Origin of the sequence: Pseudomonas sp. BIOMIG1BAC (genome assembly GCF_001705995.2) — a bacterium.
In the GTDB taxonomy this organism is placed as follows: domain Bacteria; phylum Pseudomonadota; class Gammaproteobacteria; order Pseudomonadales; family Pseudomonadaceae; genus Aquipseudomonas; species Aquipseudomonas sessilinigenes.
Window position 1 is genome coordinate 3005398 of the sequence record NZ_CP049045.1, and the last position, 15422, is coordinate 3020819.

Sequence of the window (15422 nt, forward strand, 5' to 3'; positions counted from 1 at the left end):
GGCAGCGCGGGTGACTCAATCGGCTACACCAACTGGCTCAATGCGACCGTGACAGTGTCCGGCGGCGCACTAGTATAGGGAACCTTACGCAAGACCTATAAGAACAGCAGAGGAACACACGCATGCGACGCTGGAATGGCTGGGGGGATGCATCCACGGTGGTCGAATTGCCGGCCGAGGGCGCGGGTTTTCTCGCCGAGCGACTGGGACCGGGCTACAGGTTGCCGGAGGCCTCCCTGGAGCAGGCGTTGGCCCGGGTGCCCGCGTCGCGGCTGGCGGCTCATCCGCTGTACAGCATCGATCCCCAGGAGCGCCTGTTGCACGCCCGTGGACAAAGCCTGCCGGACTGGCTGGCGCTGCGCGAGGGTGAGTTGGGGGCTTACCCGGATGCGGTGGCGTTTCCTGAAACCGCCGCCCAGATCCGCCAGTTGCTGGCATTGGCCGAAGAACATGACTGGTGCCTGATTCCTTATGGGGGCGGTACCTCGGTAGCCGGTCATATCAACCCCGTTTGGTCCGAGCGCCCGACACTGACGGTGTCCCTGGCACGCATGAGCCGCCTGCTGGACCTGGACGAAGACAGCCTGCTGGCCACCTTCGGCCCCGGCGCCAGTGGCCCCCAGGTGGAAAGCCAGCTGCGCGCCCGGGGCTACACCCTGGGACATTTCCCGCAGTCCTGGGAGCTATCGACCCTCGGCGGCTGGGTGGCCAGCCGTTCCAGCGGCCAGCAATCGTTGCGCTACGGGCGCATCGAGCAATTGTTTGCCGGCGGGACCCTGGAGACCTTCGCCGGACCGATGCCCATCGCCACGTTCCCGGCCTCCGCCGCGGGGCCCGACCTGCGTGAAGTGGTACTGGGCAGCGAAGGGCGCTTCGGGATCATTTCCGAGGTTCGGGTGCGGGTCAGCCGCTTGCCGGAGCATGAGCGCTTCTATGGGGTATTCCTGCCGGACTGGCCCCAGGCCTTGCAGGCTGTGCGGGCCTTGGCCCAGGCCCGGGTGCCGTTGTCGATGCTGCGTCTGTCCAACGCGGTGGAGACCGAGACCCAACTGGCCCTGGCCGGCCACCCGACGCAGATCGTCTGGCTGGAAAAGTACCTGGCGCTGCGTGGTGCGGGCCAGGGCAAGTGCCTGTTGACCTTCGGCGTGACCGGCAACCGACGGCAGAACGCCTTGTCCCTGCGCCAGGCGCGCCAGCACTTGAAGGCCTTCGGCGGAGTGTTCACCGGCACCTTGCTGGGCAAGAAGTGGGCGCAGAACCGCTTTCGTTTTCCCTACCTGCGCGAAAGCCTGTGGAATGCCGGCTATCTGGTGGACACCCTGGAAACAGCCACGGACTGGAGCAATGTCGATGCGCTTTTAAAGCGCATCGAAAACAGCCTGCGCGATGGCCTGGCCGCCGAAGGCGAGCAAGTGCATGTGTTCACCCACCTGTCCCATGTCTATGGCGAAGGCTCGAGCATCTACACCACCTACGTGTTCCGTCCTGACCGCCAGTATCCGGCGACCCTGGCCCGTTGGCAGGCGCTCAAGCATGCCGCCAGCCGGACCATCGTCGAGCACCAGGGCACCATCAGCCACCAGCATGGGGTGGGCAAGGATCATGCACCCTACCTGCCACGGGAAAAGGGCGCGCTGGCCATCGAGACCCTGCAGGCCCTGAGCCGCCATTTCGACCCGGCCGGACGCTTGAACCCCGGCACCCTGCTGGAGCAGTAAGGCTATGAGCCAGGACTGGAACGGCCAATGGCGGCAACAGGCGCTGCCGAGCCTGGCGGCGCAGAGCTGGGATTTGATCGTGATCGGCGGCGGTATCAGCGGCGCCGGGATCCTGCGTGAGGCGGCCCGGCGTGGTTGGCGCTGCCTGTTGCTGGAACAGCGGGATTTCGCCTGGGGAACCTCCAGCCGGTCTTCGAAGATGGTCCATGGCGGCTTGCGCTACATCGCCAAGGGCCAGTGGCGCCTGACCCGGGACTCGGTGCGCGAGCGCCAGCGCTTGTTGCAGGAGGCTCCCGGGCTGGTGGACCCCATGAGCTTCCTGATGCCCCATTACCGGGGCCAGTTTCCCGGGCCGCGGGTGTTCGGCAGCCTGCTGAGCCTGTATGACGCCCTAGCCGGACGGCGCAACCACAGGTTCCACGATGCCGGGCAGTTGCAGTTCCTGGCGCCTGGGGTCAAGGAGCCGGGCCTCTTGGGCGGCACTTGTTTTCTCGACGCCTTGACCGATGATGCGCGGCTGGTGATGCGGGTATTGGCCGAGGCCCGGGCCGATGGAGCCCAGGCGTTCAACGGCCTGCGCGTGACCCGCTTGTTGCGTGATAACGGGCGGGTGTGTGGGGTCGAGGTGGATGACAGCGAAGGCGGCGCGCCCTGCCAGCTGCGCAGCGAGAGCCTGGCGGTGGCCACCGGGGCCTGGGCCGAGCGTTTGCGTCCGGCGGATGCGGGGCGTCAACTGCGACCGTTGCGTGGCAGCCACTTGTTGCTGCCGGGTTGGCGGCTGCCAGTGGCCCATGCCTTCAGTTTCATGCATGCCGAGGATCGCCGGCCAGTGTTCGTCTTCCCCTGGGAAGGCGCTACCGTGGTCGGTACCACCGACCTGGACCATCGCGAAGACCTGGACCTGAGCGCCAGCATCAGCCAGCAGGAGCTGCATTACTTGCTGGCGGCTTGCGCCCAGCAGTTTCCCGAGGCACGGATCGTTGCCAGCGACGTGCTTTCGACCTGGGCCGGGGTGCGCCCGGTGGTGGCCGCTGGTGGTGCGGACTCCGAGGACAAGCCCTCCAACGAAACCCGCGAGCATGTGCTGTGGCAGGAGCCGGGATGCGTGACCCTGGCCGGCGGCAAGCTCACCACCTTCCGGCCCCAGGCCATCGAGGTGCTGGCCGCTTGTGGGGCGATGATCGGACGCAGTGTTAGCGACGACGGCGCGCCGGTGTTCGCTCCGGTCCCGACCGTGGAGATTCCCGGCCTCAGCGGCGCCCAGCAGCGGCGCCTGGCCGGGCGCCATGGTCGCGACCTGCCGCGGCTGGCCCAACTGGTGGAGCAGTTGGGTCACGAGTGCGTCGGCGCCAGCGACACCCTGTGGGCCGAGCTGGCCTTTGCCGCCGAGACGGAAATGGTCCTGCACCTGGACGACCTGCTGCTGCGCCGCACGCGCCTGGGCCTGCTGCTGGCCGAGGGCGGCGCCAGCTACCTGCCAGCCATCCGCAACCTGTGCCAGGGGCGCCTGGGCTGGAGCGACGCCCATTGGCAAGCCGAAGAACAGCGCTACCGGACCTTGTGGCAACGCCACCACAGCTTGCCCAGCACTGATGCCTAACCAAGAGAGCCCCATGGATAATCACAACAACAAGCGGGACTACCTGCTGGCTATCGATAACGGAACCCAGAGCGTACGCGCGCTGCTGTTCGACCTTCAGGGCAACCTGATCGGCAAGGGCAAGGTGGAACTGGAGGCCTACTACTCGACCCAGCCCGGCTGGGCCGAACAGGACCCGGACTACTACTGGGCCAAGCTCGGCGAAGCCTGCCAGATCCTCTGGCAGCAGACCGGCATCGACCGTTCGCAGATCCGCGGGGTGTCCCTGACCACCCAGCGCGGCACCCTGATCAACGTCGATGCCCAGGGGCGGGCGCTGCGCCCGGCGATCCTCTGGCTGGACCAGCGCCAGGCCGAGCTCGAAGGCAAGCTCAAGGGCCCCTGGAGCTGGTTGTTCAAGTTGATTGGCGCCGAGGCCACGGTGGATTACTTCCGCGCCCAGGCCGAAGCCAACTGGGTGGCGCAGAAGCAGCCGGAGATCTGGGCCGCCACCGACAAGTTCCTGCTGTTGTCGGGGTTTCTCACCCATCGCCTGACCGGCCATTTCGTCGATTCGGTGGGGTGCTGCGTGGCCTACCTGCCGTTCGACTACAAGCGCCTGCGCTGGGCCGCCCCCAGCGATTGGAAATGGCAGGCCCTGGCGGTACGCCGCGAGCAACTGCCGACCCTGCACAAGCCCGGCGAAACCCTGGGTCGGATCACTGCCGAGGCCAGTCGCCACACCGGCATTCCCGAGGGCCTGCCGCTGATCGCCGCGGGTGCCGACAAGGCCTGCGAGGTGCTGGGCTCCGGGGTCCAGGATTCCACCACGGCCTGCGTCTCCTACGGCACCACGGCCACCATCACCACCACCCGCTCGCGTTACCTGGAGGTGGTGCCACTGATTCCGCCGTATCCGGCAGCGGTGCCGGACCACTACAACTGCGAGGTGATGATCTTCCGTGGCTATTGGATGGTCAGCTGGTTCAAGCAGCAGTTCGGCCTGCGCGAGGTGCAGCAGGCGGCGCAGCAGGGGCTGGAGCCTGAGCAGTTGTTCGACGCCCTGGTCCAGGCAGTGCCCCCGGGGTCCATGGGCCTGACCCTGCAACCCTACTGGTCGCCGGGTATCCGTGAGCCGGGGATGGAGGCCAAGGGTGCGATGATCGGTTTCGGTGACGTGCACACCCGGGCGCATATCTACCGGGCGATCCTCGAGGGCCTGGCCTACGCCTTGCGCCAGGGCATGGAGCGCATGGAGAAACGCTCGAAGCTCAAGATCACCCGCCTGCGGGTGGCCGGTGGCGGTTCCCAGAGCGATGCGGCGATGCAACTGACCGCCGATATCTTCGGCCTGCCGGTGGAGCGCCCGCATGTCTATGAGGCCTCGGGACTGGGCGCGGTGATCGCCTGCGCGGTGGGGTTGGGGCTGTACCCGGATTTTTCCACGGCCATCAGCGCCATGACCCGGGTCGGCGCGGTGTTCGAGCCCCAGCCCCAGGCTCGGCAGATGTACCAGCGGCTCTACAGCCAGGTGTATTTGCGCATGTATCGCCAGCTCAAGCCGCTGTACCAGAGCATTCGCGAGATCACCGGTTATCCGGCCTGAGATCGGCCCGGGCAGCGGCAAGCGGGGCTGGCTCCAGGGGGAGGGCGTTTGCTGCTAAGGTGGCGTCTTTCCCCTGCTGCATGATCCCTGATGCATGGCGAAGCCATCGCCGTGCCGGCCGCCCCCTGGAGTCCGAGATGCCGCTGACCTGCCTGCTGCGCTGCAATGACCTGTCCCGCACCCGTGAGCATTACCAGCGGATACTCGGCTTCGCCGTCAGTGATGGCGCGGAGTCGACGCTGTTGGTGCAGTTGCAGGACTGTCGCCTGACGTTCACCGGGCAGGACCTGTGGGGCAGCGCCCCGGGCTGTACCGGGACCCTGTATTTCGCCCTGGAGGATGTGCAGGCCTATTTCGATTCGATCAAGGATCGGGCCGATATTGCCTGGCCCCTGCAGGACATGCCCTACGGCACTCGCGAGTTCGGCATCCGCGACTGCAACGGCTACTACCTGGCGTTCATGCAGGGCCAGCCGGTTCCGGACTGATCCGGTCCGGGTAGGCGGGCGTCGAGGCTCGCCTGTCATCGCTCCATGCTCCCTCGCGCCAGGTCGCGCCCGCGTCCTGGCAAAAAAAGCCAAATCGGCCTGTGTTCTCTTCGTTCCTTCCTGCGTCGCAACCTTCATTGTCCATTGCCCACGCCGGAGTCGTACCGATGCTTTCGCCCAGAACCCTGCCCACCACTTTGTTGGGCCTGGCCCTTGCCTGTCCGGCCATGGCCGAGCCCGGGGGCCTGGAACTGGCTCCGGCGCAGGTCCTGGGACAAGGCCAGGAGGACGCCGGGCAAGGGGCTGAAGAAGCCCGGGCGCGGCTGGCCCAGGTTCCCGGCGGGAGCAACCTGGTACAGATGAGCCGGCCATTGCAGGGCCGGGTGGCCAGCAACCAGGACGTGCTGGCCTACCAGCCTGGGGTCTATGCCCAATCGGCGGGCAACGAAGGGGTGAAGATCTCGATCCGTGGCTCGGGCATCAACCGTGCCCCCGGGGCCCACGCCTCGGGGCTCTACACCATGCTCGACGGCCTGCCCCTGACCGGCCCCGGCGGTACCCCCTACGAGTTGCTGGAGCCACTGTGGGTCGATCGCGTGGAGGTGCTGCGTGGGGCCAACGGTTTCGACCGCGGTGCCCTGGCCCTGGGCGGCGCCATCGACTACATCAGCCATACCGGCTACGACGCGCCGCTGTTGCAGGTGCGCTACGTCACCGGCAGCCACGGCTACCAGCAGCGCCAGGTCAGTTCCGGGCAAGTGCTGGGGGACTTCGACTACTACGTCTCGCTGACCGATTCCAATGCCGACGGCTACCAGCGCCATACCGCCAGCGACAGCCGGGGAATCGTGGCCAACTTTGGCTATCGCTTGAACCCGAACCTGGAAACCCGTTTCTACCTGCGCTACCGGCAGACCGACAACGACCTGGCCGGGCGGGTGACCAAGCATTCCATCGAGCATTCCCCCAGGGCGGCCAACCCGACCTATGTGTCCCGGGACGACCGGCGCAAGCAGCCGGGCAGTACCTTCGTCGGCAACAAGACCACCTGGTACATCGATGACGATTCGAGCCTGCAGGCCGGCCTGGTCTACCACGACTACCCCATGGACCTGCGCGAAGGTACCAACCGCCTGAAGGTGGCGTATAGCGATGTCAGCGGCACCTTCGACTACAAGCGCCGCGACACCCTCTGGGGCCTGGAGAGCCGCAGCACCCTGGGCCTGCGGGTGACCAAGCACCTGCCCAACGACGGCGCCAGCGAGTTCGTGCGTATTCCTAGCGACAAGACTCCCGATAAAGCTCCTGGCACCCGGCTACGCAATTTCACCTACCAGGGTTCGGACAGCGTCCTGCATGTCAGCAATGACTTGGAGATCGCCGACGACCTGTGGCTGACCACCGGCCTGGCGGCCATCTACACCCGCCGCGAGAGCGCGGTGACTTACCCCGAGGGCGGCGGCAAGACCAGCCTCGGCGACTGGGACTATGCCCCGCGCCTGGGCCTGCGCTACCAGTTGAACCGCGATGTGCAGCTGTTCGGCAACCTCAGCCGTTCGGTGGAGGCGCCGCATCCCTGGTCGCTGATCTATAGCTCCAACTCCTACTTCCAGAGTGGTGTGGCTCAGGGTACTCAGCGCGACCCGATCAAATTGCGCAATCAGACCGCCACCACCCTGGAGTTGGGTGGCCGTGGCGACAGCGCCCTGGGCCAGTGGAGCCTGGCCTGGTACTACGCCCAGGTTCGCCATGAACTGTTGTTGGTATGGCCAGATGCCAACGCCACCAGACCTTATGAAGTCAACGCCAGCCCCACGGTGCACCAGGGGGTGGAGGCCAGCCTCGAGAGCGAGCTGTGGTCGCGGCCCGGAGTGGGGCGCCTGCGCCTGCGCCAGGCCTATACCTTCAGCGACGATCCACGCTTTGGCGGCAACCGCCTGCCGGGCCTGCCGATGCACTACTACCAGGGCGAGTTGCGCTACGACTGGCCGCAGGGCTTCTTTGCCGCCGTCAACACCCAGCTGGTGTCCAAGGTGGCGGTGGACTACGCCAACAGCTACTACGCCGACCCCTATGCGCTGTTCGGCGCGACCCTGGGCTACAACGCGCCGAAGAACGACTGGCAGGCCTGGGTCGACCTGCGCAACCTGACCGGCCAGCGCTATGCCGCCACCGTCACCCCGGGCTACGACGACCAGGGCCAGGATGCCGCCCGTTCGACCCCGGGCGAGGGCATGGGGGTGTATGTCGGGATGTCCTGGAGCCTGCGCTAAGGCCGATGGTTGTGCCGGTCGCGACGGCGCGCCGTGTCAGTTGCGAAAGTACAGCTCATCCAGTTGCCGCCGGCGTATCGCCAGGTACTCCTCCCAGACCTTGGGGAAATCCTCGTCCCGGGTCAGGGGGAAGGTCAGGTAGATGAACTTGCCGATCACCCGGATGTACTGGCGCTCACGCTTGAAGGTCGGTTGTTCGCAGACCGAGACGCTTTCATCGTAGCCAGGATGGTGGTGGTAGATGTTCACCCGGTGCGGGGCAAGCATGGAGCGGGCGAAGTCCAGCACCCAGCCGTGGTCCGGCCCCATGGCCAGGTAACCCTGGGTGCCGTCTTCGGAGAGGCTGATGCAGGAGCGGGCCTGGGTGCCATCCTCGTCATTGACCAGCACGATCTGGCTGTCGAAGTAGCCGATGCGCTGTTGCCCGGGGCCTTCCAAGAGCAGGCTCCAGCCTTCGGCGCCCATGCGAAATTCGCCACGGTAGGTGAACCGGGCAGTCCAACCGTTGGCCAGGGGAACATGGTGGTTGTTCATCGGTGTCCTAGGGAAAAAGGGTCGGCAGTAGGGTACAGGGCGCCAGCGAGGTTTGACGAGGCCGGACTGTTGGTGCCGGGGCGCGCATCCATTAGCATGGCCGCCGCGCAATTTCAGGAGAAACACCATGCACGCAGGGGATCTGCAACGGATCTACGACTTGCTGGCCGGATTGCTGCGAGCGATCCAGGACGGCGAACCCAGTGCTTTGGCGCAGTATGGCATCAGCACCGCGATTTATGAGGAAGTGCTCGAGGAACTGGAGGCTGGCGCGGCTTGCCTGGCCAGTCTCGCGCTGCCCGCCTGGGAGATGGCGCTGGCGCCCGACAGGAGCGGGCGAGTGGATTTTGACTGCTACCCGACCCAGCAGCCGGGCACGCTGCGGGTGACGTGCCGGTTGTGGTCCGCAGGCCGGTCCAGCGAGCTGAGCCTGACGGCCGACTATTGCCCAGGCCAGGCCGCTTCGCCGCTGCAGTTCAGGCTGCTGGAGGTGCAGTAGCCGCTGCAGGTCAACGCGGTGTTCGATAAGGCTATCTAGCTTGCCCCGAGTGCTTTACATTCGCCGCCCTGACGAATGGACGTCAGGCCAGGTGTGAGAGTTGATCGGGAGGATCAGGCCGTTATGCACAGATTTGCACACATGATCGATGACCAGTGGGTCGAGCACAGCTACCCGCCGGTCTTCGAGATTGCGCCCTTCAACGGCGGCGAGCGGGTGGTGGCCGGCGTGCCGGGGTCCGATCCGCAGGTGTTGCTCAGCCTGGCCCGTTGCCTCACCCAGCCGCTGCTGTTGCTGTTCGTGCTGCACACCAGCCGCGAAGACGTGCCGGTAGGCCGCTACATGAGCCCGATGTTGTCCCTGGCCGAGGTCGCGGATTTCATCGATGAGTTCAAGCCATTGCTATGTGGCGACAGCCGCTTCGATTTCTGGGTGCACTCACCCGAAGACCAGGCCACGGTGGTCTGGGACCGGCACAACCTCATCTACGCCTACGGCCCGCTGGAAAGTTATGCCAGCGCTCTGTACGGCCTGGGGTTCGGCCATGGCGAAGCGCAGATTCCGGTGCCCCACATGCATTACTACCATCCGCAACTGGATGAGCTGTGCAGGCAGTTGATCGCGCGGTTCGACTGGCAACATTCGCCGCTGCAGCCTGTGGATGAGCAGTGAGGCCTTGAGCGGGCAGGAATGAGGATCGGGGCCATGGCGGCCCCGATTGCGTTTTTTGCGTTACTGCACGGCCAGCTTGGGCGTGCGCGGCGGCACCAGGCGCTTGCTGCCGGTGGACTCGTAGGCCGAGGCCAGGCGCAGCAGGTTCGCATCGTCATAGGCCCGGCCGGCGAAGGTCAGGCCCACCGGCATGCCGATGTCCGCCATCACGCCCATGGGCACGGTGACGGTGGGCACGCCCAGATGGCGGATGGCGAGGTTGCCGTTGGCCACCCAGATGCCGTTGCTCCAGGCGATGTCCGCCGACTCGGGGTTGATGTCGGCATCCGCCGGGCCGACGTCGGCGACGGTGGGGAAAAGCACCGCGTCCAGCCCTTGGGCGTCCATCCAGTCTTCCAGGTCGAGCTTGCGGGTCTGCTCCAGGCCGCGCAGGCCGTCGGCCAGGGTGGCGATCTGGTCCCAGGTCTTGAGGCCGCGCTTGGCCATGTTGACGTACTCGTCCATGCCCGCCGCCAGGTCATCCTCGCGGTTGGGCAGGGTGCCCGGGTCATGGGGGAAGATCTGTGGCCCGTCGACATCGGCCAGGCGGTTGAGCTTGGGATCGTCGTTGGCCCGCAGGAAGTCGTCGAAGGCCCAGCCCGAGAGCTCCCACAGCTCGTCATGGAGGAACTCCTGGCTGACGATGCCGCGATTGAACACGGTGGGCGCGCCGGGGCGATCGCCTTCGCAGTTGGATACCAGTGGGAAGTCCACTTCCAGCACCTCGGCGCCAGCGGCTTCCAGGGCCTGGCGCGCCTGGCGCCAGAGCTCGATCACCGAGTCGCGGGTGGCGATGCGCTGGCCGGTGGGGCCGCCGATGCCCGGCTTGGCACTGGTACCGGCCTCGGCGTCGGCATTGATGTACATGCGCGGCACGCCGAAGCGCTTGCCCTTGAGGGCGCCGGCGTCGGCCGCCAGTTGCGGGTAGGAAGCGGGGCGCACGCCGGCCACGGCCGGGATCGGCACCCAGGGCTGCAGGCGCCACAGGTCACCGCGTTTATCCGGGTCTTCGGCGACTACCACGTCCAGTACCTCCAGCAGGTCGGCCATGGTCCGGGTGTAAGGCACTACCACGTCCATGGTCGGGGTCAGCGGCCAGTTGCCGCGCACCGAGATCACGCCGCGCGAGGGGGTGTAGGCGCAGAGGCCGTTGTTGGAGGCCGGGCCACGACCGCTGGACCAGGTTTCCTCGGCCAGGCCGAAGGCGCTGAAGCTGGCGGCGGTGGCGGTGCCGGCGCCGTTGGACGAGCCGGAGGCGAAGGGCGCGGTCAGGTACTGGGCGTTGTAGGGGCTTTCTGCGCGGCCATAGACCCCACGCTGCATACCGCCGTTGGCCATGGGCGGCATGTTGGTCTTGCCCAGGCAGATGGCGCCGCCGGCGCGCAGGCGCTCGATGGTGAAGGCGTCGCGCTGGGCCACCAGGTTCTTGAAGGCCGGGCTGCCGGATGCGGCGGTCAGGCCCTTGACCAGGTAGCTGTCCTTGGCGGTGTAGGGGATGCCGTCCAGTGGCCCGAGGAGCTGGCCCTTGGCGCGGCGGGCATCAGAGGCTTGCGCTTCCTCCAGGGCCTCGGGGTTGCGCACCACCACGGCGTTGAGGGCGGTGGCAGTGGCGGGGCCGTCGTATGCATCGATCCGCGCCAGGTAGGCCTGGACCAGTTCCACGGCAGTGGTCTGGCCGGACTCGAGGGCGGCGCGCAGTTGGGCAATGGAGACTTCGGTGACTTCGATCATGCGGGTTCTCGTGGTACGGCTTGGCACGGCAAGGGTTGAGTCGGGGCTTGGGTTGATGCCTGTCAGTCAAGCGAGGTGATCTTTTGTAGGAGCGCAGCTTGCTCGCGAGGGTCGTGAACGGTAGCGCCTGTTGACTGGGTAAACCCAGCGCTCTGAAGTCCATCGCGGGCAAGCCTCGCTCCTACCTTGCCTTGACTGATCGGCATTGGGGCTTGGGGGCCTTTTTAGCATCAAGTGCCCGTCAGCGGAATCTCCGCTCGATCGCAGGTGCGCACTTTGGGCCAAAAGGCCGGGTCATCTGGCATGTGGGTCGATATGGGCCTTTACCCGCCAGGCATCCTGGCCGGCCTGGGGGATCGGCTGGCCGACAAAACGATAGCTGCCCAGGTTCTGGAGGATGGTTTGGTCCAGGGACGTGTCGCCGGAGCTTTCCAGCAGCTTGAGCCGCGGCTCAGCGGAGCCGGGCACGAACTGCACCTCGACCACCACGGGCTTTACATCAGGTCCGAACTTGAGCTTGCCGAGCGTTCGGTGCTGGAGCAGTCGCAGCTTGAGGCTGAGCCGGCTCCTGGCTGAGGCGGTCCAGACCTGGTTGTACCGCGCTTGTTGCTCGGCATTGAGCTCCAGGCCCTGGTCACGCAGCCGGTCGATGCCTTTCCAGGCAGCGTCGCCGCTCTGCTTGAGAACGCTGAAGTACATCTGCTGCGCGCCTGGAAGATCCTGCGGGCCGCCTTTGCCTTCTTCCATCAACCTGGCCAGGGCCAGGGTACTTTCCCTGCTCCCCACCGCCGCAGCACGCTGGTAGTGATTCCTGGCCAGGAGGTAGTCGGCCTCTTGTTCGTCCAGGCGCCCGAGATGGTGGTAGGCCCTTGGGTTTGTCTGGGCCTGCGAGAGATACAGGGCTTTGGCCCGGGCGGTATCCTGCGCGACTCCATGACCGCGTTCGTACAGGGTGGCCAGCAGGGTCTGGCACATCGAGTTGCCGGCTTCGCCCTGGCGGCGGATATAGTCGAGCATTTCCCGGGAGATGGACTCCTGGTCGCGGTAGTGCCAGCAGCGCAGGCCGACCATGGAATCGTTCTGCACGCTGGTAGCGCTCTGGCAGCCGCTGAGCAGTCCGCCGAGCAGTGCCAGGACGACAATCCTGTTCATGGATGGGGACCGTTGAATTCGCCCAGGTAGTCCAGGGACAAGGTGGATGGAAGCGCAAGCGATTGCCCGAAGTGTGCAATGCCAGCGTGGGCAACGAGGATGAAGTGGCTGTACTGCAAGAGAACGAGCCAGTGCAGCCGTTGCCTCTGGGCGGCGCTGCGGATCATGGACTCCAGGTACTCTAGATGGCCTTGCTGGGGGATCAGCTCGACAAAGTCGGAGTCGATAGACCACCCCAGTTCCTGGCGCAGTCGCCAGCTTGGATTGCGTGCCTCCCAGGCATGGTACTGGGCATCCGTGGCGTCGGGGCCGGGTTCGGCTTCCCACTGTTCGAAGGCGAACAACGCAGCTTCGGTGTCATTTGCAAAGCGTGCGGCAAACAGGTGAAAAGCGAAGTAGTCGTCGCATTCCGACATGGACATGGCTCCTGGCAGCTTCAGATCACGCTGGCGCGTTGCAGGTGGCTGACGTGGCCCAGGCCGGACGCGTTCAAGCGCGCGACCAGGTCTTCGCGGGCCGGGCCGCCGCCGTTGCGTAGGTACTCCAGCTCCGAAGCGGTGATCACTACCACCGGCACCAGGGTCACCGGTGATAGCGGCATGTCCGGCAGATAAGTAGGGAAGCTGGCCGTTGGACCGCCAATCAATACACCGACGCAGTCGTCGTTGCTGACGAAATGCTCGGGCAACTGCTCGCACATGGCACGAGACTGGCTGACGCCGGGCAGCTCCAGGGACAGCACGCCATAACGCTCCAGGCGCGAGACATAGCCGCCGGCATCGGCCACGGTATTGGCCACGCAACGCAGCAACTCGAAAGCCCAGCTGTCGGCGAAGGGATAGACATCCCCCTGCGGGCCCTGGGCATGGGCCGGAATATCCGGTGTCTCGATAAACAGCTCCATTTCGAAGCCGTTGCCCTGGCCTTCACCGTCGTCGAATGGATCGGACAGGCCCTCGGTGGCCAGGATGATGCTGTTGGGGCGACGCACGATGCGGTAGGCCTGGCGGGTGGAGGGCCAGTGGGGGCCGCCCATGAAGCTTGGGCTGATGGCAAAGCCCAGCACGTCCTGCTCACAGGTACCGATGGTCTGCCAATGACGTTCGAGGCAGGCGGCGCCAGCGTCCATCAATGCGATCAGCTCCTGCTCGGCACTGCTTGGCTGGTCGTGGGCAGGGGTGTCGACGGGGCCAGGCTCTGGCGTGGCCAGGGGCGGTACGGATTTGGCAGGAGCGGGTTTATTGAAGATGGAAAGCAGTTTTTGCAGGAAATTCAACGGGCGATCCTTGCTCAAGAGTGTTGTCTGGGCGCGCATTGTGCCGACTCGACACAGCCCTGGATAGCCGTTTGAGATGGCAATGTGCCTTGTGCCGTTACTGCTTGGCAATCCAGACGTCGGATCGATACATTCGCCGGTGCATGCAATGCATGGCATGGGTGCAGGCCGATGACCGTTGCATGCGCAATTTTGCAAAGCATTCACAAGGATTTTGTATGCCGTTGATTTCGCAACGTGTTGAGTTGGCTCGCAATGGCGCCAACGACAAGGTGATCTGCCGCATGGCCTCCGGTTGGGCTGTCATGGGGGATGTGCAGTTTCTGCCGGGTTATTGCCTGTTGTTGCCCGACCCTGTGGTGCCGAGTCTCAACGATCTGGATGAAGCCGCCAGGACTACCTACCTGCTGGACATGGCTCGCCTTGGCGATGCCGCCTTGCAGGCCACTGGGGCCCTGCGCATGAATTATGAAATCCTCGGCAACTCAGAACCTGAGTTGCACTGTCATGTTTTCCCGCGTTACGCCTCGGAGCCGGAACACCTTCGCCGGATGCCAGTCTGGTTCTACGATTGGAAAACGGCCGTTGCCTACTCCGAAGAGGACCATGGCCAGTTGCGTCGGCGCATTGCCCAGCTACTGGGGCACTGAATCGAATGAGCCCTGGCCCGGTGTGAGGGCGCTTGCCGGCCATCGCCTCGGTGATAACGGGATCGAAGGCCGGTGACCGGGGCCGCGACGCGGGATCGCCGCAGCCCCTGGATCAGGTGCAGCGGTTTATTTATCCAGCAGCTTGAGGATGTCCTCGTACAGGGCCCTGGGTATGAACACGCCTTGTTCCTCACTGCGCCGCCGGGCGTCGTAGCGACGTTGCGATGGCAGGCGGGCGCCCTGGTCGACAATCGCGGCGAACATCTCCTCGGCGCGCCTGGCGCCTTCCTCGGCGTTGCCATTGGCGAACAACTGCGGGTCGAAGGCCAGGATCAGTTCCCCATGAAGGGGAGTAGCGCCGACGCCGTTGTCGAAGGCCATCGACTCCATGCTGGTCATGTCATTGATCAGGGCACCTGCCAGCAATTCCACCATGGCCGCCAGGGCCGACCCCTTGTGGCCGCCGAAGGTCAGCATGGCGCCAGACATGGCGGCCAGCGCGTCGGTGGCCGGCTGGCCCTGGTCGTCGACAGCGCAATGTTCGGGCAGTGGTCGGTTGGCCCGGCGATGCAGCTCGATGTCGCCGCGGGCAATGGCGCTGGTGGCGAAGTCGAAGACAAAGGGATTGTGGCCCACGCGCGGCCAGCCGAAGGCGATAGGGTTGGTGCCGAAGACCGGCTTGCTGCCCCCGGCGGGGGCGACCCAGCTATGGCTGGGCGTGAGGGCCAGGGCTGCTAGCCCGTGTTCGGTCACGGCCTCGATTTCCGGCCATAGGGCCGAGAAGTGGAAACAGTTGTTGATGACCATGGCCGCCACACCCACCTGCCGGGCTTTTTGCACCAACAGCGGCAGCGCAGTTTGAAATGCCAGCAGCGAGTAGGCCCGGTGCGCATCCGCGGCCACGATGGCCGCGGAACGTTCGGTGACAGTCGGCAGTGCCTGAGGGTCGACCTGGCCCTCGCGCATGGACTTCACGCAGACCAACAACCGGTACAGCCCATGGGAGTGGCATTCGTCGGCCTGCCCGCGGGTGATGGTGCGGGCAATGGCCTGGGCGTGGGCAGCGCAGAAGCCGTTGTTCGCCAGTACATCGTTGGACAGTCGGAAGGCTTGGTCGAGCGACAGATTAATCAAGTCAGACATGAAACGTATCCTTGGATCATGGGTGAACGCTGGATAGACGAGGACTGCGCCGAGTGGGTGCA

Annotated in this window: 14 protein-coding genes; 8 read left to right on the forward strand and 6 right to left on the reverse strand. The window is 65.5% G+C overall.

Annotation, left to right across the window (positions count from 1 at the left end):
• Positions 1 to 122 precede the first annotated feature (122 nt).
• The 5 genes from ATY02_RS14360 (at position 123) to ATY02_RS14380 (ending at position 7664) form a co-directional block, all read left to right on the forward strand.
• Positions 123 to 1718 carry an FAD-binding oxidoreductase gene (locus tag ATY02_RS14360; protein WP_068587129.1) on the forward strand — a complete coding sequence of 532 codons (1596 nt, stop codon included), beginning with the start codon at positions 123 to 125 and terminating at the stop codon, positions 1716 to 1718.
• Between the two features lie 4 nt (positions 1719 to 1722).
• Positions 1723 to 3318: a glycerol-3-phosphate dehydrogenase/oxidase gene (locus ATY02_RS14365; protein WP_068587127.1), complete on the forward strand. Its 1596-nt coding sequence runs from the start codon at positions 1723 to 1725 to the stop codon at positions 3316 to 3318.
• A gap of 13 nt (positions 3319 to 3331) precedes the next feature.
• Positions 3332 to 4903 (forward strand): FGGY-family carbohydrate kinase, encoded by a 1572-nt coding sequence (locus ATY02_RS14370; RefSeq protein WP_068587126.1) that lies wholly within the window; start codon positions 3332 to 3334, stop codon positions 4901 to 4903.
• Positions 4904 to 5040: 137 nt separating this feature from the next.
• Entirely contained in the window at positions 5041 to 5391 is a 351-nt protein-coding gene (locus ATY02_RS14375; protein WP_068587124.1) for a VOC family protein, read from the forward strand.
• 167 nt (positions 5392 to 5558) lie between these two features.
• Positions 5559 to 7664 carry a TonB-dependent receptor family protein gene (locus tag ATY02_RS14380; RefSeq protein WP_068587123.1) on the forward strand — a complete coding sequence of 702 codons (2106 nt, stop codon included), beginning with the start codon at positions 5559 to 5561 and terminating at the stop codon, positions 7662 to 7664.
• A gap of 36 nt (positions 7665 to 7700) precedes the next feature.
• On the opposite strand, the gene ATY02_RS14385 is transcribed toward ATY02_RS14380, so the two are convergent.
• Positions 7701 to 8198, reverse strand: coding sequence for a hypothetical protein (locus ATY02_RS14385; protein WP_068587122.1), 498 nt, complete (start codon positions 8196 to 8198; stop codon positions 7701 to 7703).
• Between the two features lie 127 nt (positions 8199 to 8325).
• Here ATY02_RS14385 and ATY02_RS14390 point away from each other — a divergent pair, with 127 nt between their 5' ends.
• Together ATY02_RS14390 and ATY02_RS14395 are read left to right on the forward strand one after the other, a co-directional pair.
• Positions 8326 to 8697 (forward strand): hypothetical protein, encoded by a 372-nt coding sequence (locus ATY02_RS14390; RefSeq protein ID WP_068587120.1) that lies wholly within the window; start codon positions 8326 to 8328, stop codon positions 8695 to 8697.
• Positions 8698 to 8820: 123 nt separating this feature from the next.
• Entirely contained in the window at positions 8821 to 9369 is a 549-nt protein-coding gene (locus ATY02_RS14395) for a hypothetical protein (protein WP_228022286.1), read from the forward strand.
• 60 nt (positions 9370 to 9429) lie between these two features.
• On the opposite strand, the gene ATY02_RS14400 is transcribed toward ATY02_RS14395, so the two are convergent.
• The 4 genes from ATY02_RS14400 to ATY02_RS14415 all read right to left on the reverse strand — a co-directional run bounded on the left by ATY02_RS14400 (position 9430) and on the right by ATY02_RS14415 (position 13606).
• The gene (locus ATY02_RS14400) at positions 9430 to 11139 is read right to left on the reverse strand and encodes an amidase (RefSeq protein ID WP_068587118.1); all 1710 of its coding nucleotides are present in this window, start codon (positions 11137 to 11139) and stop codon (positions 9430 to 9432) included.
• 294 nt (positions 11140 to 11433) lie between these two features.
• Positions 11434 to 12291: a tetratricopeptide repeat protein gene (locus ATY02_RS14405; protein WP_068587117.1), complete on the reverse strand. Its 858-nt coding sequence runs from the start codon at positions 12289 to 12291 to the stop codon at positions 11434 to 11436.
• On the reverse strand, positions 12288 to 12707 hold the full coding sequence (locus tag ATY02_RS14410; protein WP_068587116.1) for a hypothetical protein: 420 nt from the start codon (positions 12705 to 12707) through the stop codon (positions 12288 to 12290). Before ATY02_RS14410 ends, ATY02_RS14405 begins: the two co-directional genes overlap by 4 nt.
• Positions 12708 to 12727: 20 nt before the next feature.
• Entirely contained in the window at positions 12728 to 13606 is an 879-nt protein-coding gene (locus ATY02_RS14415) for a suppressor of fused domain protein (protein ID WP_124347771.1), read from the reverse strand.
• Positions 13607 to 13785: 179 nt separating this feature from the next.
• Here ATY02_RS14415 and ATY02_RS14420 point away from each other — a divergent pair, with 179 nt between their 5' ends.
• Positions 13786 to 14217, forward strand: coding sequence for an HIT family protein (locus ATY02_RS14420; RefSeq protein ID WP_068587114.1), 432 nt, complete (start codon positions 13786 to 13788; stop codon positions 14215 to 14217).
• Between the two features lie 126 nt (positions 14218 to 14343).
• Here ATY02_RS14420 and ATY02_RS14425 read toward each other — a convergent pair whose 3' ends face one another.
• On the reverse strand, positions 14344 to 15360 hold the full coding sequence (locus tag ATY02_RS14425; RefSeq protein ID WP_068587113.1) for an Ldh family oxidoreductase: 1017 nt from the start codon (positions 15358 to 15360) through the stop codon (positions 14344 to 14346).
• Positions 15361 to 15422 lie beyond the last annotated feature (62 nt).

What these genes read in the sequence shown, in the direction of transcription:
- ATY02_RS14420 (WP_068587114.1), top strand. Translation starts at nt 13,786, where the DNA reads ATGCCGTTGATTTCGCAACGTGTTGAGTTGGCTCGCAATGGCGCCAAC.
- ATY02_RS14400 (WP_068587118.1), bottom strand. Translation starts at nt 11,139, where the DNA reads ATGATCGAAGTCACCGAAGTCTCCATTGCCCAACTGCGCGCCGCCCTC.
- ATY02_RS14415 (WP_124347771.1), bottom strand. Translation starts at nt 13,606, where the DNA reads ATGCGCGCCCAGACAACACTCTTGAGCAAGGATCGCCCGTTGAATTTC.
- ATY02_RS14410 (WP_068587116.1), bottom strand. Translation starts at nt 12,707, where the DNA reads ATGTCGGAATGCGACGACTACTTCGCTTTTCACCTGTTTGCCGCACGC.
- ATY02_RS14365 (WP_068587127.1), top strand. Translation starts at nt 1,723, where the DNA reads ATGAGCCAGGACTGGAACGGCCAATGGCGGCAACAGGCGCTGCCGAGC.
- ATY02_RS14385 (WP_068587122.1), bottom strand. Translation starts at nt 8,198, where the DNA reads ATGAACAACCACCATGTTCCCCTGGCCAACGGTTGGACTGCCCGGTTC.
- ATY02_RS14360 (WP_068587129.1), top strand. Translation starts at nt 123, where the DNA reads ATGCGACGCTGGAATGGCTGGGGGGATGCATCCACGGTGGTCGAATTG.
- ATY02_RS14380 (WP_068587123.1), top strand. Translation starts at nt 5,559, where the DNA reads ATGCTTTCGCCCAGAACCCTGCCCACCACTTTGTTGGGCCTGGCCCTT.
- ATY02_RS14425 (WP_068587113.1), bottom strand. Translation starts at nt 15,360, where the DNA reads ATGTCTGACTTGATTAATCTGTCGCTCGACCAAGCCTTCCGACTGTCC.
- ATY02_RS14395 (WP_228022286.1), top strand. Translation starts at nt 8,821, where the DNA reads ATGCACAGATTTGCACACATGATCGATGACCAGTGGGTCGAGCACAGC.
- ATY02_RS14375 (WP_068587124.1), top strand. Translation starts at nt 5,041, where the DNA reads ATGCCGCTGACCTGCCTGCTGCGCTGCAATGACCTGTCCCGCACCCGT.
- ATY02_RS14370 (WP_068587126.1), top strand. Translation starts at nt 3,332, where the DNA reads ATGGATAATCACAACAACAAGCGGGACTACCTGCTGGCTATCGATAAC.
- ATY02_RS14390 (WP_068587120.1), top strand. Translation starts at nt 8,326, where the DNA reads ATGCACGCAGGGGATCTGCAACGGATCTACGACTTGCTGGCCGGATTG.
- ATY02_RS14405 (WP_068587117.1), bottom strand. Translation starts at nt 12,291, where the DNA reads ATGAACAGGATTGTCGTCCTGGCACTGCTCGGCGGACTGCTCAGCGGC.